Genomic DNA, 21,515 nt, shown 5'->3' with positions numbered 1-21,515 from the left:
CTTATTTATTACGCAAATGAACGGCAGGAGGGAAAACACCCGCCGATGTCCGGCGGGCGGGGGCATTACAGGCGAGTCGCGACCGCGGCGGCCAGTTTTTCCAGCAGCAGTTCCGTATCTTCCCAGCTCAGGCACGGATCGGTAATCGACTGGCCGTAGGTGAGGGGCTGGTCGGCAACAATTTTTTGCGTCCCTTCACGCAGGAAGCTTTCCGCCATGATGCCGGCAATAGCCGACGAACCGTTGCGGATCTGCTGACAAATATCGTCACACACTTCCAGCTGGCGACGATGCTGCTTCTGGCAGTTACCGTGGCTAAAGTCGACCACCAGATGCTCCGGTAGATCGAACTGATGCAGCGTGTCGCAGGCGACGGCAATATCATCGGCATGGTAGTTTGGTTTTTTACCCCCACGCATAATGATATGACCATACGGATTCCCGCTGGTCTGGTAGATAGTCATCTGGCCGTTTTTATCCGGCGACAGGAACATATGGCTGGCGCGGGCGGCACGGATGGCATCGACGGCAATGCGGGTGTTACCGTCGGTACCGTTTTTAAAACCGACCGGGCAGGAGAGCGCTGAGGCCATTTCCCGGTGAATCTGGCTTTCGGTGGTGCGCGCGCCAATGGCGCCCCAGCTGATCAGGTCAGCAATAAACTGGCCGGTAACCATATCGAGAAACTCGGTTGCCGTCGGCACGCCGAGGGTATTCACCTGGAGCAGCAGTTTACGTGCCAGCTCAATGCCGTGGTTTACGCGGTAACTGCCGTTGAGATCCGGGTCGGAAATCAACCCTTTCCAGCCCACCACGGTGCGCGGTTTTTCAAAATACGTGCGCATCACAATTTCCAGCTCACCCTGGTGCTTTTCACGCAGAACCTGAAGACGGCGGGCGTAGTCCATTGCCGCATCCAGATCGTGAATTGAGCAGGGGCCGACGATCGCCAACAGACGACGATCTTCACCGTTGAGAATTTTTTCAATACGCTGGCGTGATGCGGTGACATGAGCCGCAACTTCAGGTGATACGGGGTGTCGCTGAGCAAGTTCAGCAGGCGTAATCAGGCTCTCAATTCGAGCGGTACGCAATTCATCGGTCTTATTCATGGAAGTCTCAGAAATTTGTTGCTTCGTCGGCCAAAATGCCGAGAAGTGATGCACATCACGATAAACCAATCTGCGCTTAATTCAAGCGTGGCAGGTGATGTGCGCTCAATCACAAAGCCATGATAAACAAAATTGCTGCATTGTACTAGTGTGTTAGTACATTCTGCGGCTTAATCCCATGATGTCCATGATTTTGGTAGCAATTTCTTCGACTGAGTAATTGGTGCTGTTGATCCAGGGGATCTGATTACGACGATACAGTGCCTCAACCTCAGCGACCTCCATCCGGCACTGGCGCATTGACGCATAGCGACTGTTCTCACGGCGCTCTTCACGGATTGCCGCCAGCCGTTCAGGGTTAATGGTCAGACCAAACAGTTTATGCTGTAGCGGCTTTAACGAGGCGGGCAGGACGAGGTTGTCCATGTCATCGGCAATAAACGGATAGTTGGCGGCGCGAATACCAAACTGCATCGCCAGATAAAGGCTGGTCGGTGTTTTGCCGCAGCGCGAGACGCCAAGCAAAATGACCTGCGCCTGATCGAGGTTGCGTAATGAGATGCCGTCATCGTGCGCCAGCGTGTAGTCAATGGCGGCAATACGCGCATCGTACTTGGTCAGATTACCGGGGGTGAGGCCGTGGGTTCGATGGGCAATCGGCGTAGGATCAAGCTGGAGTTCCTCCTGAAGCGGGGCCACCAGCGCCTGCACGATATCCTGACAAAACCCTTCACATTGCAGAATAATGTCACGAATTTCAGGAATAACGATCGAATAGAACACTAACGGGCGCACGCCCGTTTGCTGATAGATGGCGTCTATCTGTTCCTTCACCGCCCGTGCGCGGCTTTCGCTTTCGATAAAGGGCAGGGTAATGCTGTTGATCGCCACCGGGAACTGTGACATCACCGCATGACCGAGCACTTCGGCGGTGATCGCGGTACCGTCGGAAATATAAAATACCTGCCTGTCGACTGCGTTATCCATATTGCTTGACTCCCGTTAATTGCCTGAAAGGGTAAATTAAATTTAAACACAAGCCGCTCATCTTTGTCTTAAAAATAAAAATGAAATGGTATTTTTATTTTTAATGAAATGGTCGTTTCAATTTCCAAAAGCTGCCAATAGACCGCTGGTTACTGTGCCTTTTCAGGCTAATCAGTAGGTTATGAATAATCAGGAATCAATCCTAAAAAGTAAAAAAATAATTTGCTTACACGATTCACCGTTTTTTTCAGCGGTTTAAATATGCCAAGATATTTTGAGTAGTCAGTCGTTTCTTATCACTGCTTCTTTAAATCAAAAAAGGATTGTCTCGATGTCCAACAATGGCTCGTCACCGCTGGTGCTTTGGTACAACCAACTCGGCATGAATGATGTAGACAGAGTTGGAGGCAAAAATGCCTCCTTGGGTGAAATGATTACTAATTTGTCCGGAATGGGCGTATCCGTGCCCAACGGATTTGCCACCACTGCCGATGCGTTTAATCAGTTTCTCGACCAGAGCGGCGTGAACCAGCAGATTTATCAACTGCTGGATAACACCGATATTGACGACGTTACCGCTCTGGCGAAAGCCGGCGCGCAGATCCGCCAGTGGATCATCGACACTCCTTTCCAGAGCGAACTGGAAGAGGCTATTCACGAAGCCTATAACCAACTGGCCGCCGATAACGCCAACGCCTCCTTCGCCGTGCGTTCCTCCGCCACGGCGGAAGATATGCCGGACGCCTCGTTTGCTGGCCAGCAGGAAACCTTCCTGAACGTGCAGGGCTACGATGCTGTACTCGTGGCGGTGAAACATGTGTTTGCGTCACTGTTTAATGACCGCGCGATCTCATACCGCGTTCACCAGGGCTATGACCACCGGGGCGTTGCGCTTTCTGCAGGCGTGCAGCTGATGGTCCGCTCCGATCTGGCGTCTTCCGGCGTGATGTTCTCGATTGATACCGAATCTGGCTTCGACCAGGTGGTGTTTATCACCTCCGCGTGGGGGCTGGGGGAAATGGTGGTGCAGGGCGCGGTGAACCCGGATGAGTTCTACGTGCACAAGCCGACGCTGGCCGCGGGTCGCCCGGCGATTGTACGTCGTACCATGGGGTCGAAAAAGATCCGTATGGTCTACGCACCTACGCAGGAGCATGGCAAGCAGGTGCGTATTGAAGACGTGCCGCAGCAGCAAAGCGATATTTTCTCGCTGACCAACGATGAAGTGCAGGAGCTGGCGAAGCAGGCTGTACAGATCGAAAAACACTACGGCCGTCCAATGGACATCGAGTGGGCGAAAGACGGCCACACCGGCAAGCTGTTTATCGTTCAGGCGCGTCCTGAGACCGTTCGCTCTCGCGGGCAGGTGATGGAGCGTTACACGCTGCACTCGCAGGGGCGCATCGTTTCTGAAGGGCGTGCTATCGGCCACCGCATCGGAGCGGGCCCGGTAAAAGTCATTCAGGACATCAGTGAAATGAACCGCATTCAGCCGGGCGATGTGCTGGTGACCGACATGACCGACCCGGATTGGGAGCCGATCATGAAAAAAGCGGCGGCGATCGTCACCAACCGCGGCGGGCGTACCTGCCACGCGGCGATTATCGCCCGTGAGCTGGGGATCCCGGCGGTGGTTGGCTGCGGCGATGCCACCGAGCGTATGAAGGATGACGAAAAGGTCACCGTTTCCTGTGCCGAAGGCGACACCGGATACGTCTACGCCGATCTGTTGGACTTCAGCGTGAAAAGCTCCAGCGTGGACACCATGCCGGACCTGCCGTTGAAGGTGATGATGAACGTCGGTAACCCGGATCGCGCGTTTGACTTTGCCTGCCTGCCGAACGAAGGCGTGGGGCTGGCGCGTCTGGAGTTCATCATTAACCGCATGATTGGCGTGCACCCGCGTGCGCTGCTGGAGTTTGATGACCAGGAGCCGAAGCTGCAAAACGAAATCCGCGAGCTGATGAAAGGCTTCGACTCGCCGAAAGAGTTCTACGTCGGCCGTCTGACGGAAGGGATCGCGACGCTGGGCGCGGCATTCTATCCGAAGCGCGTTATCGTGCGTCTGTCTGACTTTAAGTCGAACGAATACGCTAACCTGGTCGGTGGCGAGCGCTACGAACCGGAAGAGGAAAACCCGATGCTGGGCTTCCGCGGTGCCGGTCGCTACGTGTCGGAAAGCTTCCGCGACTGTTTCGCACTGGAGTGCGATGCGGTGAAACGCGTGCGTAACGAAATGGGCCTGACCAACGTTGAAATCATGGTGCCGTTCGTACGTACCGTAGAGCAGGCGAAAGCGGTGGTTGATGAACTGTCGCGTCAAGGGCTTAAGCGCGGTGAAAACGGGCTGAAGATCATTATGATGTGTGAGATTCCGTCCAACGCCCTGCTGGCCGAACAGTTCCTTGAGCACTTCGATGGCTTCTCTATCGGTTCAAACGATATGACGCAGCTGGCGCTGGGCCTGGACCGTGACTCCGGCGTTGTGTCTGCGCTGTTCGACGAACGCAATGACGCGGTGAAAGCGCTGCTGTCGATGGCGATCCGCGCGGCGAAGAAACAGGGCAAATACGTAGGTATCTGCGGCCAGGGGCCGTCTGACCACGAAGACTTCGCCGCCTGGCTGATGGAAGAAGGGATCGACAGCCTGTCGTTAAACCCGGACACCGTCGTGCAAACCTGGCTGAGCCTGGCTGAACTGAAAAAATAACGCTGCGGTAACGCGCAAATCCCGGGTCAATGCACCCGGGATTTTTTTTATCGGTCAGGAGTTGCGGCCGATCACACTTCTCCAGAAAAACCAAATATCGTAAATCTGCAGGCAATTTCAACAATTGTTCCCCACCGGTCACTTCTGAATACTGAGACTTATACCTTGTGCTTACCTGAATGTTTTCGGGTATTTATCAGCGAATCAGGAGCGTGGCTATGACCCCGATTTACAAAGACCCTCAACGTCCCATCAAGGAACGCGTCGCCGATTTACTGGCGCGAATGACTCCGGAAGAGAAGTACGCTCAGATGCATGCCTGGTGGCTGGTGCTGTCACCCGACGGCAATCATCGCGAACGTACCGACATGAGCGATGAGTTTGCGGGCGTCAGCGAACAAACCGCGCTGAGCGAGCGGCTCAAGCTGGGCGTTGGGCAGATCACCCGTCCGTTAGGCACCCACATTGTCGATGCCAGAACCGGCGTGCGCGCGGCGAACCGCCTGCAAAAAATGCTGATGGAAGAGACGCGGCTGGGGATCCCTGCGCTGTTCCACGAAGAGTGTCTGGTCGGCCTGTTGTGTAAAGACGCCACGCTGTTCCCGTCATCATTAAACTACGGCTCCACCTGGGCCCCTGAGTTGGTCAAACGCGCCGCGCAGCAAATTGGCGAGGAAGCCCGCTCGACCGGCTGTAAGCAGGGGCTTGCGCCGGTGCTGGATGTCTCCCGCGACGTGCGATGGGGGCGGACGGAAGAGACCTTCGGCGAGGACCCGTGGCTGGTGGGCGTGATGGCCTGCGCCTACGTTGAGGGATTACAGGGCGAAAAACGTGACGTGCTGGCAACGTTAAAACATTATGTCGGTCACTCCTTTAGTGAAGGGGCGCGCAACCATGCGCCGGTTCATCTTGGTTTCCGGGAGCTGAACGATACCTTCCTGTTACCGTTTGAAATGGCGGTGAAACGTGCCAACGCCGGTTCGGTGATGCCCGCATACCACGACATTGACAATCAGCCGGGCCACAGCGACCGCTTCCTGCTGACCACGGTTCTGCGCGAGCGCTGGGGCTTTGACGGCATTGTGGTTGCCGATTACGGCGGCGTTAGTCTGCTGCACCAGCACCATGGTGTCTCTCACGATCCGGCTGAGTCGGCGGCGCTGGCATTTAATGCCGGTCTCGACGTTGAGCTGCCTAAGGACGATTGTGCGCGTCATTTAGCCGAGGCGGTGGCTCGTGGGCTGATTACGCCAGAAAAGATTGATGAGATTGTCGCAAGGACGTTAACGGAGAAATTCCGCCTGGGGCTGTTTGAGCATCCTTACACCGACGAACACGCCATCTCACTGCAATCGGCGACCACGCGTCAGGTGGCGCGTGAGGTCGCGACCCGCTCGATGACGCTGCTTGAGAACCGGGATGCGCTGCCGCTGTCCGGCCAACAGACCGTGGCGGTCGTTGGTCCTACGGCAGACGATCCGCTGGCGCTGCTTAGCGGCTATAGCTTCCCGGTGCATCTGATCATCAGCGATATGGTTGAGAAAACATCGCAGGTGACCACGCCGCTGGTGGCGCTGCGCGATTATCTTGGCGCAGACCGCGTACGTTACGCGAAAGGTTGCCACATCATTGAGCAACGGATGGCAGGCGCGCCGGTCTTCCCGGGCGACAGTTCTGGCAAACCGATGCAGTCTTCTCCCGTTTCGCAGGATCTGAGCCTGATTGCGGACGCGGTGCGCGCTGCGCAAGAAAGCGATGTGGTCGTTGCCTGCGTGGGCGATCTGGCCGGTCTGTTTCAGAGCGGCACGGTGGGGGAAGGGTCAGATACCGACAGCCTGAATTTGCCTGGCGTACAGCAGCAGCTGCTACAGGCGTTGGTCGATACCGGCAAGCCGGTCGTGGTGGTGATGACCGGTGGACGGCCATACAGCCTCCAGGGGCTGGAAAGCAAGGTCGCTGCGCTGATGCTGGCGTGGGCGCCTGGACAGGAAGGCGGCTGGGCCATTGCCGATGCGCTTACCGGGCGCGTCGAACCGCAGGGGCGCCTGGTGGTGAGCGTGCCTAAAAGTGCGGGCGCGATGCCGTTTTACTATAACCACAAGCTCAAAAGCGGCGGTACGCCGTTTGCGTTTCACTTTGGCGCGCGTTACCCCTTCGGCTACGGAAAAGGTTGGGGTGACTTCCACTTTGGAACGCCGGAGCTAGCGGAATCACAGGTGGCGATCGATGGCGAAATTGCCCTGCGGGTGACGGTAACCAACCGCGCCGATCGCCGCGGTAGCGAGGTGGTGCAGCTGTATGTGCGCGACAAGGTCGCCAGCTTGGTGCGTCCCCTGCAGGAGCTCAAGGCTTTCCAGCGCGTCACCTTAGCGCCGGGTGAGCAGGCAACGCTGACCTTTACGCTGCCGGTCGATATGCTCAACTTCACCTCTTATGAAGGCCAGCGTATCGTCGAACCGGGCGAATTTGAGCTGCAGGTAGGGCGCTCATCAGCGGATATTCAGGGGCGTGTAACGGTGTCGGTCATCGGTCAAACCCGGGTTCTGTCGTCAGACTGGGAAATGATGAGCCGCTGTGAAGTGGGGTATTAATCAGCTGCCCGGATGTTACGCATCCGGGTCATTACTGTGTCACAGGTAAAAAAAAAGGCCCATCGTGGGAGATGGGCAAAGACTACACACAGCAATTCTTAGTTTCACTCAGGGGATATATAAATCAAGGGGTTGATTTAATGTCTTGACGTTAATAGTAAGCATTGCCTTTTTTACCGTCGATCGGATTCGTCTCAATAGTTAAATAAATGTGAATAATATCCGGGATATGTCGCAGTTCAGAGGGGATAGCGCGGGGCGAGGGGGCGCATTAAATCAGCGTCGCTTAACTAACAAGGCGGGTTTCCCCGCCTTTGACGTGCTTATGGTTTCGGATAGTTATTCTTTTCCAGCTCGCTGAGCTCTTCCAGAACGTCATCCGGGTCAGTCGATGGCGGGGGAACTTCGTGCAGCCAGGCATCAAACAGACGCCACGAAACGGCCAGCAGTACCGGCCCGATAAACAGGCCAATCATACCAAAGGCGACCAGGCCGCCGATCACGCCGGAGAGAATCAGGATCATCGGCAGGTCGGCACCCATACGAATCAGCATCGGGCGAATGACGTTATCCATGGTACCTACCACGCAGCTCCACACCAGCAGCACCGTGCCCCAGGTGGTGTCCCCGGTCCAGTAGAGCCAGATAATACATGGCACTAACACGATCAGCGGCCCAAGCTGCACCAGGCAGGAGAAAATCATCACGACGGTCAGCAGCGTTGCGTAGGGTACGCCAGAGATACCCAGGCCAATCCCGCCCAGCACGGCCTGTACCAGCGCCGTGACCACTACGCCCAGCGCGACCGCGCGAATCGCCTGGCCGGCCAGCAGCACCGCCGCATCACCGCGCTTGGCAGCGAGGCGGGTCGCAAAATAACGCATCCCGAAAGCGACCTTTTCCCCCTGCCAGTACAGCAGGGCGCTAAACAACAGCATCAGCCCGCTGTGCAGCAGGAACCGACCCACGTGGGCCGCTTGACCGACAAACCACGTGGTTGTGGTGCCGATATAAGGGCGAACCTTTGCCATCAGCGCGGTGCCGCCCATATCGAGCAGGCTGTGCCAGCCGCTGTACAGGCGATCGCCGATAAACGGAATGCTGTTCAGCCAGGCGAGGTCCGGCAGGGTTAAGGTGCCGCTGGTGATGGCGTGAATCAGCGGCGTGCTGCCATCAACCAGGCTGTTGACCAGCAGCGCAATCGGAATAACGAACAGTAAAAAAAGCAGTAACGTCATGACCAGCACGGCAAGGCCGCGTCGGCCAAAAAGTACGCGCTGGAACCAAAGCAGCACCGGCCAGGTGGCAATGACGATGGTCGCCGCCCAGGCGAAGCCCAGAATAAACGGCTGAACAATCCATAAACAGGCGATGATCATCAGCGCTAAAAACAGCACCGATAGCAGTATTTGTGGAATATCACGAGGCCGAGGGATGGTGTTCATAAATGCGTTTTACCTTCTGTTGCTCGTCAGCGGACTGACGCAGCGTAAATCCGTTCATTGATAGCAATATCAATAAATTCCCGGCGCTGATTCTGCGACAAAAACTCCCGGGCGTATAAGAAAAAAATGTGATAAAACGATAACGGCACGACGCAAACGATTAATTATTTATACACCGTCTTTTTGCCGTTTGCTGCGAATGCGCAAATCGGCAACATACGGTGCGTACAACACAACATTCAGAAAGGGTCAAGCGTAATGATCCCACAGATTTCCCAGGCACCCGGCGTAGTACAGCTGGTGCTGAATTATTTGCAGGCACTGGAGCAACAAGGTTTTACCGGCGATACCGCCACCCGCTACGCCGACAGGCTAACGATGGCGACCGATAACAGTATCTACCAGCTGCTCCCGGATGCGGTGGTATTCCCGCGCTCCACCGCCGATGTCGCGCTGCTGGCTCGTCTGGCGGCGGAAGAACGTTTTCAATCCCTGGTTTTCACCCCGCGCGGCGGCGGCACCGGCACTAACGGGCAGTCGTTGAACCAGGGCATCATTATTGATATGTCCCGCTATATGAATCGCATCATTGAAATCAACCCTGAAGAGGGCTGGGTGCGCGTCGAAGCGGGTGTGATTAAGGATCAGCTTAATCAATATCTTAAGCCCTATGGCTACTTTTTCTCGCCTGAACTGTCGACCAGTAACCGTGCAACGCTGGGCGGGATGATCAATACCGACGCCTCCGGGCAGGGTTCGCTGGTGTACGGTAAAACCTCCGATCACGTGCTGGGCGTGCGCGCCGTGCTGCTGGGCGGCGATATTCTGGATACTCAACCGGTGCCGATCGCGCTGGCCGAAACGCTGGCCAAACAGCAGTCGGCGGTAGGGCGAATCTATCGCACCGTGTTTGAACGCTGTCGCGGTAACCGCCAGCTGATCCTCGACAAATTCCCCAAACTCAACCGCTTCCTGACCGGCTACGACCTGCGTCACGTCTTTAACGATGAGATGACCGAGTTTGACCTGACCCGCATTCTTACCGGTTCGGAAGGGACGCTGGCGTTTATTACCGAAGCGCGTCTGGACATTACGCCGTTGCCGAAGGTGCGCCGGCTGGTCAACATTAAATACGACTCCTTCGACTCGGCGCTGCGCAACGCGCCGTTTATGGTAGAAGCGCGCGCGCTGTCGGTTGAAACCGTTGACTCTAAGGTGTTGAACCTCGCGCGGGAAGACATCGTCTGGCATTCCGTGAATGAACTGATTACCGACGTTCCCGACAAAGACATGCTCGGGCTCAATATCGTGGAGTTCGCCGGTGATGACGATGCGCTGATCGAAGGCCACGTCAGCGCACTGTGCCAGCGTCTGGATGAACTCATCAGCCAGCAAGAAGGCGGCGTGATTGGCTGGCAGCGCTGTAACGAACTGGACGGTATCGAACGTATCTATGCTATGCGTAAAAAGGCCGTCGGCCTGCTTGGTAATGCAAAAGGCGCGGCCAAGCCGATTCCCTTTGCCGAAGATACCTGCGTGCCGCCGGAGCATCTGGCGGACTATATCGTTGAGTTCCGCGCGCTGCTCGATAGCCACGGCCTGAGCTACGGCATGTTTGGCCACGTGGATGCGGGCGTACTGCATGTGCGTCCAGCGCTGGATATGTGCGACCCGCAGCAGGAGATTCTGATGAAGACGATCTCCGATGAGGTGGTGGCGCTGACCGCGAAATACGGCGGTCTGCTGTGGGGCGAGCACGGTAAAGGGTTCCGCGCCGAGTACAGTCCCGCCTTCTTCGGCGAGCAGCTGTACGGCGAACTGCGGAAGGTGAAAGCAGCATTTGACCCGGACAACCGCCTGAACCCGGGCAAAATCTGCCCGCCGGAAGGTATTGATGCGCCAATGATGAAAGTCGATGCGGTGAAGCGCGGCACTTTCGACAGGCAAATTCCGGTCACCGTGCGTTCGGCGTGGCGTGGCGCGATGGAGTGTAACGGCAACGGTCTGTGCTTCAACTTTGACGCTAAAAGCCCAATGTGCCCGTCGATGAAGATCACCAACAACCGGATGCACTCACCAAAAGGCCGTGCGACCCTGGTGCGCGAATGGCTGCGCCTGTTGGCCGACCGCGGCGTCGATCCGCTGCTGCTGGAAAAAGAGCTTCCGGAGAAACGCGCCAGCCTGCGTGCGCTGGTCGAGCGCACCCGTAATAGCTGGCATGCGCGCAAGGGCGAGTATGATTTTTCGCATGAGGTTAAAGAGGCCATGTCCGGCTGTCTGGCCTGCAAAGCCTGTTCAACCCAGTGCCCGATTAAAATCGACGTGCCGGAGTTTCGCTCCCGCTTCCTGCAGCTCTACCACACGCGCTATCTGCGCCCGGTGCGCGATCATCTGGTCGCGACGGTGGAAAGCTACGCGCCGCTGATGGCCCGCGCGCCGAAAACCTTTAACTTCTTTATGAGCCAGCCGCTGGTGCGTAAGCTGTCGGAAAAACACATCGGCATGGTCGATCTGCCGCTGCTTTCCGCGCCGTCGCTGCAAAAGCAGATGGTGACGCACCGTTCTGCCAATATGACGCTGGAGCAGCTGGAAACGCTCACTCCGGCGCAAAAAGCGCAGACTGTGCTGGTTGTACAGGATCCCTTCACCAGCTATTACGATGCTCAGGTAGTGGCCGATTTTGTCCGGCTCATCGACAAGCTTGGCTACCAGCCGGTGCTGCTGCCGTTTTCACCGAACGGCAAGGCACAGCATATTAAAGGCTTTGTTACCCGTTTCACCAAAACGGCGCAGAAAACCGCCGACTACCTGAACCGGGTGGCGGCGCTGGGGATGCCGATGGTAGGCGTCGATCCGGCGTTGGTGCTGTGCTATCGCGACGAATACAACCAGGTTCTGGGCGACAAACGTGGCGACTTCAACGTGATGCTGGTGCACGAATGGCTGCCGCAGGCGCTGGCACAACGTGAAAGCCCGCCGCCGTCGGGTGAGGCCTGGTATCTGTTCGGCCACTGCACGGAAGTGACCGCGCTGCCGACGGCACCGAAACAGTGGGCGTCTATCTTTGCGCGCTTTGGCGCCACGCTTGAGAACGTTAGCGTCGGCTGCTGCGGTATGGCGGGCACCTACGGCCATGAAGTGAAGAATCACGCCAATTCGTTGGGCATTTATGCGCTATCGTGGCAGCAGGCGATGCAGCGCCTGCCGCGCAACCGCTGTCTGGCAACCGGCTATTCCTGCCGCAGCCAGGTGAAGCGCGTTGAAGGTAACGGCGTACGCCATCCCCTGCAGGCTTTACTGGAGATTATCGGATGATCTGGAGACGGCAAACCACGCTGGAGGCATTGAACGCGATGGGCGAGGGCAATATGGTCGGGCTGCTGGATATTCAGTTCGACAGTATTGGCGACGATTCGCTGGAGGCCACCATGCCGGTAGACCACCGTACTCATCAGCCGTTTGGCCTGCTGCATGGCGGCGCGTCGGTGGTGCTGGCTGAAACCCTCGGGTCGGTGGCTGGATATCTGTGTACGGAGGGCGATCAGCGGGTGGTGGGTCTGGAGGTGAATGCCAACCATATCCGCTCTGCGCGCAGCGGGCGGGTTCGTGGAGTGTGCAAAGCGCTGCATGCCGGGCGGCGCCATCAGGTCTGGCAGATTGAAATCTTCGACGATGAAGGGCGGCTTTGCTGCTCCTCGCGGCTGACGACGGCAGTCGTATAAGCCCTCAGGCAAAACGCGCTTCCCTGTGGGGAGCGCGTTCAGATGGCTCACAAACCAGCCCGCGCTGTGCCGGATGGCGTCGCAAGCGACTTATCTGGCCTATAACGGATGTCGATTTCAATCAGTGACGCCATCCACGTAGGCCTGATAAGCGTAGCGCCATCGGGCTTTCGGACGTGGTCATCAGTCTTAACGCACTTACGCCTCGATCGGCGTTAAATATTCCAGCCGTAGCGGCTCGGCCAGCAGAGTATCCATTTGCCCAACAAACGCCTGAAAGTGCGCCTGCGATACATGATGGTCCAGCGCAGCCTGGTCGCGCCAGCGCTCGTGCATGTAAAATGTCTCTGGTTCATCGCGCCGTTGAAACAGCGCGTACTCGAGGTTGCCTGGCTCCTCACGCGTGGGTCGCAGCAGAGCGCTTAGCGCCTCGCGCAGCGCCTGCGTTTTTCCCGGTTGGGCCTTCAGCGCGGCAAGTATCGCGATCATCCTAAAACCCCTCCAGCACGATTTTTCCAACCGCGCGGCCGGTTTCGAGCTGAGCGTGCGCCCGTTGCAGGTTTTCAGCGTTAATCACGCCGTAATGCTCGCCCAGCGTGGTGCGAATAACCTGAGTATCTATCAGCGTCGCCACTTCAGACAGTAAACGGTGCTGTGCATCCATGTCTTTGGTCTCAAACATTGAACGGGTGAACATAAACTCCCAGTGCAGCGAAAGACTTTTTAGCTTCAGCGGCACCACGTCGAGGTGCTCCGGGTCATCAATGAGCGCCAGTTTTCCCTGTGGGGCCAGCACGTTAATAAGCTCTAAATAGTGTTCTGCCGTATTATTCAGGCTGGCAACGTGCGTGACGGCGGGGACGCCAATGCGTGCCAGCTCGTCGCTCAGCGGTTGACTGTGATCGATAACATAGTGGGCGCCAGCCTCACGCACCCACTGCTGACTGGCTGGGCGAGACGCGGTACCGATGACCGTCATGTTCGTCAGTTTACGGGCAAGCTGAGTCAGAATAGAGCCGACACCGCCCGCCGCGCCGACAATGAGCAGCGTATCGCCCTCATTGCCGCCGCGGGCAACGCCCAGACGGTCGAACAACAGTTCCCAGGCGGTAATGGCGGTCAGCGGCAGCGCGGCGGCTGCGGCGTTATCCAGGGTACGCGGCTTCAGTGCGACGATACGTTCATCCACCCGCTGAAATTCGCTGTTGCTGCCAGGACGACCGAGTGCGCCGGCATACCAGACTTCATCGCCGGGGGTGAAAAGGGTCACACGTTCGCCGACGGCTTTGACGACGCCAACGGCATCCCAGCCGAGCACGCGCGGCGTCTCGCCTGAAAAACCGGCGCGCACTTTAGCATCGACGGGGTTGACGGAAATCGCTTTGATCTCCACCAGCAGGTCGTGGCCCGCAGCTTGTGGAACGGGCAGGGAAATCTCTTGAATAAACGGAATGTTGCTGCCGTCTGCGGCGGCTCTGGTAATGGCAAAGGCTTTCATCATGGCTCCAGGTCTGATTTGTCTTACCCGGATAATAAAAATAAGCGATGAAGAGAAAAACGGCGTCGCGGCGATAAGACTTATACGCAAACCGCGAAAATCACGCCGTGGGCTAACGATGTTCGAAGAAAATTTCTTCCTCTTCCATGCGTTCTTCAATCTGCCGGGTCACGCGCTGTAGCGCCGCCAGATGCTTTTCCGCCGCTTGCTCAATGGTCATCGCCTTCGCGATATAGACCAGATTCAGGCAGCCGATAACCCGCGCCTGGCTTCGTACCGGTACGGCGATGGAGGCGATTTTTTGCTCCAGCTGCCAGCCCTGAAAGTTTTCGCCGTAGCCGTTTTTCCGCGTACGTTCGAGTATCGCGTGCAGTTTTTCCGGCTCGCGGGCCAGTTGGTATTCCTCTTCCGGGCGGGCGGCCAGCATTTCAATAATGGGCTGACGCTCATGCTCAGGCGAAAAAGCCAGCCACGTCAGGCCAGACGCGGTCAACAGCAGCGGCAGGCGTCGGCCCACCATGGCGCGGTGGAAGGAGAGGCGACTAAAACGGTGGGTGGTTTCCCGTACGACCATGGCATCAACGTCGAGCGTGGTTAAATCGGTGGGCCAAATGACCTCGCGCAATAATTCTCCAAGTAGCGGCGTTGCAAGTGCAGAAATCCAATGTTCGTCACGAAATCCCTCACTTAACTGCCGCACTTTCATCGTCAAACGGAAGCTATCGTCTGACAAACTGCGCCGCACGTACCCCTCCTCCTGAAGGGTCTCCAGCAGCCTGCGTACGGTGGTGCGGTGCAGGCCGCTAAACTCCGCCAGCGTCGCGGTTGACGCGCCTCCGTCGAATTTATTTAACAAATTAAGTAACAATAAACCCCGCGTTAATCCCCGCACGGTTTTGTAATCGGTCGCCTCGTTATTCTTCATATTTCCTGACATTTTTATATCTAAAACAACGTTGTGCACCTGGTGCACATCCTGGTCTGTTTTGATTGTAGCCTAAATTCCCGGACATATACTGCGCTCATTATAAAAATATGTTTACAACAAATTAACAGTCGAGCATGTGCGTTAACAGCACCAACCCGGCTGGTCCGATTCGTGAGGTATTGAAGATGACAACATCAAATCCGGATATTCAACCTGCAGTACAACACCATGTTCAGGTCGCTATCGCTGGCGCGGGTCCGGTAGGGCTGATGATGGCGAACTACCTGGGACAGATGGGCGTGGAGGTGCTGGTTGTCGAGATGCTGGATAAATTAATCGACTATCCGCGCGCCATCGGCATTGATGATGAAGCGCTGCGCACCATGCAGTCTGTCGGGCTGGTCGATAACGTGCTGCCACACACGACGCCGTGGCATGCCATGCGTTTCCTGACCCCGAAAGGCCGCTGCTTTGCTGATATCCAGCCGATGACCGACGAATTTGGCTGGTCGCGCCGCAACGCGTTTATCCAGCCGCAGGTCGATGAGGTGATGTATCAAGGCCTGAGCCGTTTCCCGAACGTGCGCTGCCTGTTCTCCCGTGAACTGGAGGCGTTCACCCAAAAAGGTGACACCGTCACCATTAATCTGAAAGGCCCGGAGGGCGAACGTGAAACCGTACAGGCTAACTGGCTGGTGGCCTGCGACGGTGGCGCCAGCTTTATTCGCCGTACGCTGAACGTACCGTTTGAAGGTAAAACGGCGCCCAACCAGTGGATCGTGATTGATATTGCTAATGACCCGCTGGCTACGCCGCACATCTATTTGTGCTGTGACCCGGTGCGCCCTTACGTGTCGGCAGCGCTGCCGCACGGCGTGCGCCGCTTTGAATTTATGGTGATGCCGGGCGAAACCGAAGCCCAGTTGAGCGAGCCGGAGAATATGCGTCGCCTGCTCAGCCAGGTGCTACCGGATCCGGATAACGTCGAGCTGATTCGCCAGCGTGTATATACCCATAACGCCCGTATCGCAGAACGCTTCCGTATCGATCGCGTGCTGTTGGCCGGTGATGCGGCCCACATCATGCCGGTCTGGCAGGGGCAAGGCTACAACAGCGGTATGCGCGATGCTTTCAACCTGGCATGGAAGCTGGCGATGGTGGTCAACGGCAAAGCGGGCGAGACGCTGCTGGACACGTATCAGCAGGAACGCCGCGACCATGCCAAAGCCATGATCGATCTCTCGGTGACCGCTGGCAACGTACTGGCACCGGCAAAACGCTGGCACGGGACGGTGCGTGACGGCATCTCCTGGCTGCTGAACTACATTCCACCGGTAAAACGCTACTTCCTGGAAATGCGCTTTAAACCCATGCCGCAGTACCGCGAAGGCGCGCTGTTGCTGGAAGCTAACGCTAAAAATTCACCGGTCGGCAAGATGTTTATCCAACCGAAAGTGACCCGCGAAAACGGTGAAGTGGTGCTGCTGGATGAGGTTATTGGACCGAAGTTTGCCGTGATTGCCTGGGGCTGCAACCCGCTGTGGGGTATGAGCGACAGTCAAATCGCGCAATGGCGCGCGCTGGGAACCTGTTTTATTCAGGTGGTGCCGGATGTGCAGATCCGTACGCCGCAGGACAATTTCACCGGTGTGATACGTCTCGGTGATAGCCAGAATCGGCTGAAAACATGGTTTGCGGCGCAGAACGCTTCCCTGGTGGTGGTACGCCCGGACCGCTTTGTTGCTGCGCTGGCTATACCACAGACGCTGAATACAACCCTCGACCAACTTGCTCAGGCGATGGCGCTGACCCCCGCGACATCGGGTCTGGCTGAAGAGAAGGTGGCCTGAAATGAATGCATACCTGCACTGTCTTTCCCACACGCCGCTGGTGGGCTATGTCGACCCCGCACAGGAGGTGCTGGACGAAGTTAACGGCGTGATTAGTGAAGCGCGCGCGCGCATTGCGGCATTTGACCCGGAGCTGGTGGTGCTGTTCGCACCGGACCACTACAACGGCTTTTTCTATGACGTCATGCCGCCGTTTTGCTTAGGCATCGGCGCCACCTCCATCGGCGACTTTTCCAGCGCGGCAGGGGTATTGCCGGTTCCGACGGTGCTGGCGGAAGCCTGCGCTCACTCGGTGATGAAAAGCGGTATCGATCTGGCGGTTTCCTACTGTATGCAGGTCGATCACGGTTTTGCCCAGCCGCTGGAGCTGCTGCTTGGCGGGCTGGACAAACTGCCGGTACTGCCGGTGTTTATCAATGGCGTCGCCACGCCGCTGCCGGGTTTCCAGCGTACGCGCATGCTGGGCGAGGCCATGGGGCGCTTCCTGTCGACGCTGAATAAACGGGTGCTGATCTTAGGATCCGGTGGCCTGTCGCACCAGCCGCCGGTACCGGAGCTGGCGAAGGTGGACGCCCATATGCGCGATCGCCTGCTCGGCAGCGGTAAACAGCTGCCGCCCGACGAGCGTGAGCTGCGCCAGCGTCGGGTCATTGAAGCGGCTGAACGCTTTGTTGAAGACCAGAAAACGCTGCACCCGCTGAACCCCATCTGGGACAACCAGTTTATGACGTTGCTGGAACAGGGCCGCCTGACGGAGCTCGATGCTATCAGCAATGAAGAACTTTCGGCGATCGCCGGCAAATCGACCCACGAAGTGAAAACCTGGGCTGCGGCGTTTGCCACGCTTGCCGCCATGGGGCGCTACCGCGCCGAAGGCCGCTACTATCGGCCGATCCCGGAATGGATCGCCGGCTTTGGCTCACTGAGCGCCATGACAACGAATTGATTAAGCAGGAGATTATGATGAGCTATCAACCACAAACCGAATCTGCAACCAGCCGTTTTCTTAACGTGGAAGAGGCCGGACAAACGCTGCGCATCCACTACAACGACTGCGGCCAGGGCGATGAAACCGTCGTGCTGCTGCACGGTTCCGGACCGGGGGCAACCGGCTGGGCGAACTTCAGCCGCAATATCGATCCGCTGGTGGAGGCGGGCTATCGCGTACTGCTGCTGGACTGCCCGGGCTGGGGCAAAAGTGACTCGATCGTGAACACGGGCTCTCGCTCCGATTTGAACGCCCGTATTCTGAAAAGCGTGGTCGATCGGTTGGATATCGAGAAAGTACACCTGCTCGGTAACTCTATGGGTGGGCACAGCGCGGTGGCCTTTACGCTGACCTGGCCTGAACGCGTCGGCAAACTGGTACTGATGGGCGGTGGCACCGGCGGCATGAGTCTGTTCACACCGATGCCGACGGAAGGCATCAAGCTGCTGAACGCGCTGTATCGCGAACCGACCATCGAAAATCTCAAAAAGATGATGAGCATTTTCGTTTATGACACTCGCGATTTGACCGACGCGCTGTTTGAAGCCCGTCTGAACAACATGCTGTCGCGCCGTGACCACCTGGAAAACTTTATTAAGAGCCTGGAAGCCAACCCGAAACAGTTCCCGGATTTCGGCCCGCGGCTGGGTGAAATTAGCGCGCCGACCCTGGTGGTCTGGGGGCGTAACGACCGTTTTGTCCCGATGGATGCGGGCCTGCGACTGCTCTCCGGGATTGCCGGTTCCGAACTGCATATTTACCGCGATTGCGGCCACTGGGCACAGTGGGAGCACGCAGAGGCGTTTAACCAGCTGGTGCTGAATTTCCTGGCGCGTCAATAAGGAGCCGCAATGTCTACCGATTCTTTGGCCACACTGGCCGCCGCGCTGCGCGAAGCAGAACGCACCGGGGTGGCGATCGCGCCGCTGCGCGAGATGATTGGTCTCGATAACGCCGAAGCCGCGTATGCCATTCAGCGCCTGAACGTCGAATTTGGTGTGGCGCAGGGCCGCCGCATCGTGGGGCGCAAAGTGGGTTTGACCCACCCGAAAGTCCAGCAACAGCTGGGCGTCGACCAGCCGGATTTTGGCACCCTGTTTGCGGATATGTGCTACGGCGATAACGAGACCATTCCCTTCGACCGCGTGCTGCAGCCGAAGATTGAAGCCGAGATCGCCCTGGTGCTGAACCGCGATCTGCCGCATGCCGACACCACCTTTGATGAACTGTATAACGCCATTGAGTGGGTTGTCCCGGCGCTTGAAGTGGTGGGCAGCCGCGTGCGCGACTGGTCTATTAAGTTTGTTGACACCGTCGCCGACAACGCCTCCTGCGGCGTGTACGTGGTCGGCGGCCCGGCGCAGCGTCCAGCCGCGCTGGACCTGAAAAACTGCGCGATGACCATGACCCGCAATCACGAAGAGGTGTCCAGCGGTCGCGGCAGCGAATGTCTGGGTCACCCGCTGAACGCCGCCGTCTGGCTGGCGCGCAAAATGGCCAGTCTCGGCGAGCCGCTACGTGCGGGGGATATCGTACTCACCGGCGCACTGGGGCCGATGGTCGCGGTCAAACCGGGCGATCGTTTTGAGGCGGTTATCGAGGGCATTGGCTCGGTTGCCGCGACCTTTTCAGAGCAAGAAGGAAGTCAGTCATGAGCAAATGTAAAGTCGCCATTATCGGTTCAGGCAATATCGGCACTGACCTGATGATCAAAATTCTGCGTCACGGTAAGCATCTGGAGATGTCGGTGATGGTTGGCATTGATCCGAACTCTGACGGCCTGGCGCGTGCGGCGCGTATGGGCGTCGCCACCACTCACGAAGGGGTGAGCGGATTAATGGCGATGGCGGAATTTGCCGACATTGATATCGTATTCGGTGCCACCAGCGCGGGCGCGCACGTGAAAAATGACGCCGCGCTGCGTAAGGCAAAGCCGGGTATCCGCCTGATTGACCTGACGCCAGCGGCGATTGGCCCGTACTGCGTGCCGGTCGTTAACCTCGACAAAAATCTGTCGCAGGGCAACGTCAACATGGTGACCTGCGGCGGCCAGGCTACCATCCCAATGGTGGCGGCGGTTTCCCGCGTGGCAAAAGTTCACTACGCGGAAATTATTGCCTCTATCTCCAGCAAATCCGCGGGCCCGGGCACCCGCGCGAATATCGACGAGTTTACGGAAACAACGTCGCAAGCGATTGAAGTGGTTGGCGGTGCGGCGAAGGGGAAAGCGATTATTATCCTCAACCCGGCCGAACCGCCGGTGATGATGCGCGACACGGTATACGTGCTGAGCGAAGCGGCCTCGCAGGCTGAAATTGAGGCTTCTATCGAAGCGATGGCGGCAGCGGTACAGGCCTACGTGCCGGGCTACCGTCTGAAGCAAAAAGTGCAGTTCGAGGTTATCCCGCAGGATAAACCGGTGAACATTCCCGGCGTGGGTCAGTTCTCCGGGCTGAAAACGGCCGTGTATCTGGAAGTCGAAGGTGCCGCTCACTATCTGCCGGCCTACGCCGGAAACCTCGACATTATGACCTCGGCGGCAATGTCTACCGCTGAAAAAATGGCCCAAACGCTGGTTAAAGTGGCAGGAGAAGTCGCATGAACGGTAAAAAACTCTATATCTCAGATGTGACGTTACGCGACGGGATGCATGCCATCCGCCACCAGTATTCGCTGGACCATGTTCGGCAGATAGCCAGGGCGCTGGACGATGCGCGCGTCGACTCGATTGAAGTTGCGCACGGCGACGGCCTGCAGGGATCCAGCTTTAACTACGGCTTTGGCGCGCACAGCGATATCGAGTGGATCGCTGCAGCGGCGGAAGTGGTGCAACATGCCAAAATCGCCACGCTACTGATCCCGGGCATCGGCACGCTGCACGACCTGAAAAATGCCTATCAGGCAGGGGCCCGCGTGGTGCGTGTGGCGACGCATTGCACCGAAGCAGACGTTTCCGCGCAGCATATTGCCTACGCCCGCGAACTCGGGATGGACACCGTCGGTTTTCTGATGATGAGCCATATGACCACGCCGGAAAATCTGGCGAAGCAGGCAAAACTGATGGAAGGCTACGGCGCAACCTGTATTTATGTGGTGGACTCCGGCGGCGCAATGAACATGAACGATATTCGCGATCGCTTCCGCGCGCTGAAAGAGGTGCTTAAACCGGAAACGCAAACCGGTATGCACGCGCACCATAACCTGAGCCTTGGCGTTGCCAACTCGCTGGTGGCGGTAGAAGAGGGCTGTGACCGTATTGACGCCAGCCTTGCGGGAATGGGTGCCGGTGCCGGTAACGCGCCGCTGGAAGTGTTTATCGCCGCCGCTGACAAGCAGGGCTGGCAGCACGGTACTGACCTGTATGCGCTGATGGCGGCGGCGGACGATCTGGTGCGTCCGTTACAGGATCGTCCGGTACGCGTCGATCGTGAAACGCTGGCGCTCGGCTATGCCGGCGTCTACTCCAGCTTCCTGCGTCACAGCGAAGTGGCAGCGGCGCGTTATGGTCTCAGCGCGGTTGATATCCTGGTTGAACTGGGCAAACGCCGAATGGTGGGTGGCCAGGAAGACATGATCGTCGACGTGGCGTTGGATCTGAAAGCCAAAGCGCAGGCTTGATAACGATCCGGTCGGCAATGTACTGACCGGGCGAACGAAAATGAAAAAATAACGCGGCCGGCAACG

The 21,515-nt window shown here is 57.6% G+C and carries 16 protein-coding genes and 1 other RNA gene; 10 read left to right on the top strand and 7 right to left on the bottom strand.

Annotated elements, in window-relative coordinates:
* Positions 1 to 65 precede the first annotated feature (65 nt).
* Together aroH and ppsR are read right to left on the bottom strand one after the other, a co-directional pair.
* A complete protein-coding gene (aroH, locus tag V6942_RS10645; protein ID WP_106929210.1) occupies positions 66 to 1,112 on the bottom strand; it encodes a 3-deoxy-7-phosphoheptulonate synthase AroH in 1,047 nt (348 codons plus the stop codon).
* Positions 1,113 to 1,265: 153 nt separating this feature from the next.
* Positions 1,266 to 2,099 carry a pyruvate, water dikinase regulatory protein gene (gene ppsR / locus V6942_RS10640; RefSeq protein ID WP_106929208.1) on the bottom strand — a complete coding sequence of 278 codons (834 nt, stop codon included), beginning with the start codon at positions 2,097 to 2,099 and terminating at the stop codon, positions 1,266 to 1,268.
* Between the two features lie 331 nt (positions 2,100 to 2,430).
* On the opposite strand from ppsR, the gene ppsA reads away from it, so the two are divergent.
* Together ppsA and V6942_RS10630 are read left to right on the top strand one after the other, a co-directional pair.
* On the top strand, positions 2,431 to 4,809 hold the full coding sequence (gene ppsA / locus V6942_RS10635; protein ID WP_333501239.1) for a phosphoenolpyruvate synthase: 2,379 nt from the start codon (positions 2,431 to 2,433) through the stop codon (positions 4,807 to 4,809).
* Between the two features lie 218 nt (positions 4,810 to 5,027).
* Positions 5,028 to 7,400: a glycoside hydrolase family 3 N-terminal domain-containing protein gene (locus V6942_RS10630; RefSeq protein WP_333501238.1), complete on the top strand. Its 2,373-nt coding sequence runs from the start codon at positions 5,028 to 5,030 to the stop codon at positions 7,398 to 7,400.
* 47 nt (positions 7,401 to 7,447) lie between these two features.
* On the opposite strand, the gene rprA is transcribed toward V6942_RS10630, so the two are convergent.
* Together rprA and ydiK are read right to left on the bottom strand one after the other, a co-directional pair.
* Positions 7,448 to 7,547, bottom strand: an RNA gene (gene rprA / locus V6942_RS10625) — antisense sRNA RprA.
* A 176-nt stretch (positions 7,548 to 7,723) separates the two neighbouring features.
* On the bottom strand, positions 7,724 to 8,845 hold the full coding sequence (ydiK, locus tag V6942_RS10620) for an AI-2E family transporter YdiK (RefSeq protein WP_106929202.1): 1,122 nt from the start codon (positions 8,843 to 8,845) through the stop codon (positions 7,724 to 7,726).
* A 258-nt stretch (positions 8,846 to 9,103) separates the two neighbouring features.
* Between ydiK and V6942_RS10615 the strand changes: the two genes are divergently transcribed.
* Positions 9,104 to 12,160: an FAD-binding and (Fe-S)-binding domain-containing protein gene (locus V6942_RS10615; protein ID WP_333501237.1), complete on the top strand. Its 3,057-nt coding sequence runs from the start codon at positions 9,104 to 9,106 to the stop codon at positions 12,158 to 12,160.
* Entirely contained in the window at positions 12,157 to 12,567 is a 411-nt protein-coding gene (gene menI / locus V6942_RS10610) for a 1,4-dihydroxy-2-naphthoyl-CoA hydrolase (protein ID WP_106929198.1), read from the top strand. Before V6942_RS10615 ends, menI begins: the two co-directional genes overlap by 4 nt.
* Positions 12,568 to 12,765: 198 nt before the next feature.
* Here menI and V6942_RS10605 read toward each other — a convergent pair whose 3' ends face one another.
* The 3 genes from V6942_RS10605 to V6942_RS10595 all read right to left on the bottom strand — a co-directional run bounded on the left by V6942_RS10605 (position 12,766) and on the right by V6942_RS10595 (position 14,990).
* Positions 12,766 to 13,056, bottom strand: coding sequence for a putative quinol monooxygenase (locus V6942_RS10605; protein ID WP_333501236.1), 291 nt, complete (start codon positions 13,054 to 13,056; stop codon positions 12,766 to 12,768).
* Position 13,057: 1 nt separating this feature from the next.
* On the bottom strand, positions 13,058 to 14,065 hold the full coding sequence (locus tag V6942_RS10600; RefSeq protein ID WP_106929194.1) for a zinc-binding alcohol dehydrogenase family protein: 1,008 nt from the start codon (positions 14,063 to 14,065) through the stop codon (positions 13,058 to 13,060).
* Between the two features lie 112 nt (positions 14,066 to 14,177).
* Positions 14,178 to 14,990, bottom strand: a complete 813-nt coding sequence (locus V6942_RS10595; RefSeq protein WP_146145733.1) for a DNA-binding transcriptional regulator — start codon at positions 14,988 to 14,990, stop codon at positions 14,178 to 14,180.
* A gap of 188 nt (positions 14,991 to 15,178) precedes the next feature.
* On the opposite strand from V6942_RS10595, the gene V6942_RS10590 reads away from it, so the two are divergent.
* From V6942_RS10590 to mhpE, 6 genes are read left to right on the top strand one after another with little or no spacing between them, the layout of a single operon-like run.
* Positions 15,179 to 16,843 (top strand): bifunctional 3-(3-hydroxy-phenyl)propionate/3-hydroxycinnamic acid hydroxylase, encoded by a 1,665-nt coding sequence (locus V6942_RS10590; RefSeq protein ID WP_333501235.1) that lies wholly within the window; start codon positions 15,179 to 15,181, stop codon positions 16,841 to 16,843.
* A gap of 1 nt (position 16,844) precedes the next feature.
* A complete protein-coding gene (gene mhpB, locus V6942_RS10585) occupies positions 16,845 to 17,789 on the top strand; it encodes a 2,3-dihydroxyphenylpropionate/2,3-dihydroxicinnamic acid 1,2-dioxygenase (protein ID WP_333501234.1) in 945 nt (314 codons plus the stop codon).
* Positions 17,790 to 17,806: 17 nt separating this feature from the next.
* Complete coding sequence (gene mhpC, locus V6942_RS10580; protein WP_106929186.1) at positions 17,807 to 18,673, top strand: 2-hydroxy-6-oxonona-2,4-dienedioate hydrolase; 867 nt, start codon at positions 17,807 to 17,809, stop codon at positions 18,671 to 18,673.
* Between the two features lie 9 nt (positions 18,674 to 18,682).
* Positions 18,683 to 19,486 carry a 2-keto-4-pentenoate hydratase gene (gene mhpD / locus V6942_RS10575; protein ID WP_106929184.1) on the top strand — a complete coding sequence of 268 codons (804 nt, stop codon included), beginning with the start codon at positions 18,683 to 18,685 and terminating at the stop codon, positions 19,484 to 19,486.
* On the top strand, positions 19,483 to 20,433 hold the full coding sequence (gene mhpF / locus V6942_RS10570; protein ID WP_333501233.1) for an acetaldehyde dehydrogenase: 951 nt from the start codon (positions 19,483 to 19,485) through the stop codon (positions 20,431 to 20,433). The genes mhpD and mhpF overlap by 4 nt, the downstream gene beginning before the upstream one ends.
* Complete coding sequence (gene mhpE / locus V6942_RS10565; RefSeq protein ID WP_106929180.1) at positions 20,430 to 21,449, top strand: 4-hydroxy-2-oxovalerate aldolase; 1,020 nt, start codon at positions 20,430 to 20,432, stop codon at positions 21,447 to 21,449. Before mhpF ends, mhpE begins: the two co-directional genes overlap by 4 nt.
* Positions 21,450 to 21,515: the final 66 nt, after the last annotated feature.

It is taken from the genome of Kluyvera genomosp. 2, from assembly GCF_036759865.1.
GTDB lineage: Bacteria > Pseudomonadota > Gammaproteobacteria > Enterobacterales > Enterobacteriaceae > Kluyvera > Kluyvera ascorbata_B.
The sequence above is the reverse complement of the archived record's forward strand: the minus strand, read 5'-3'. Positions and strand labels throughout refer to the sequence as shown.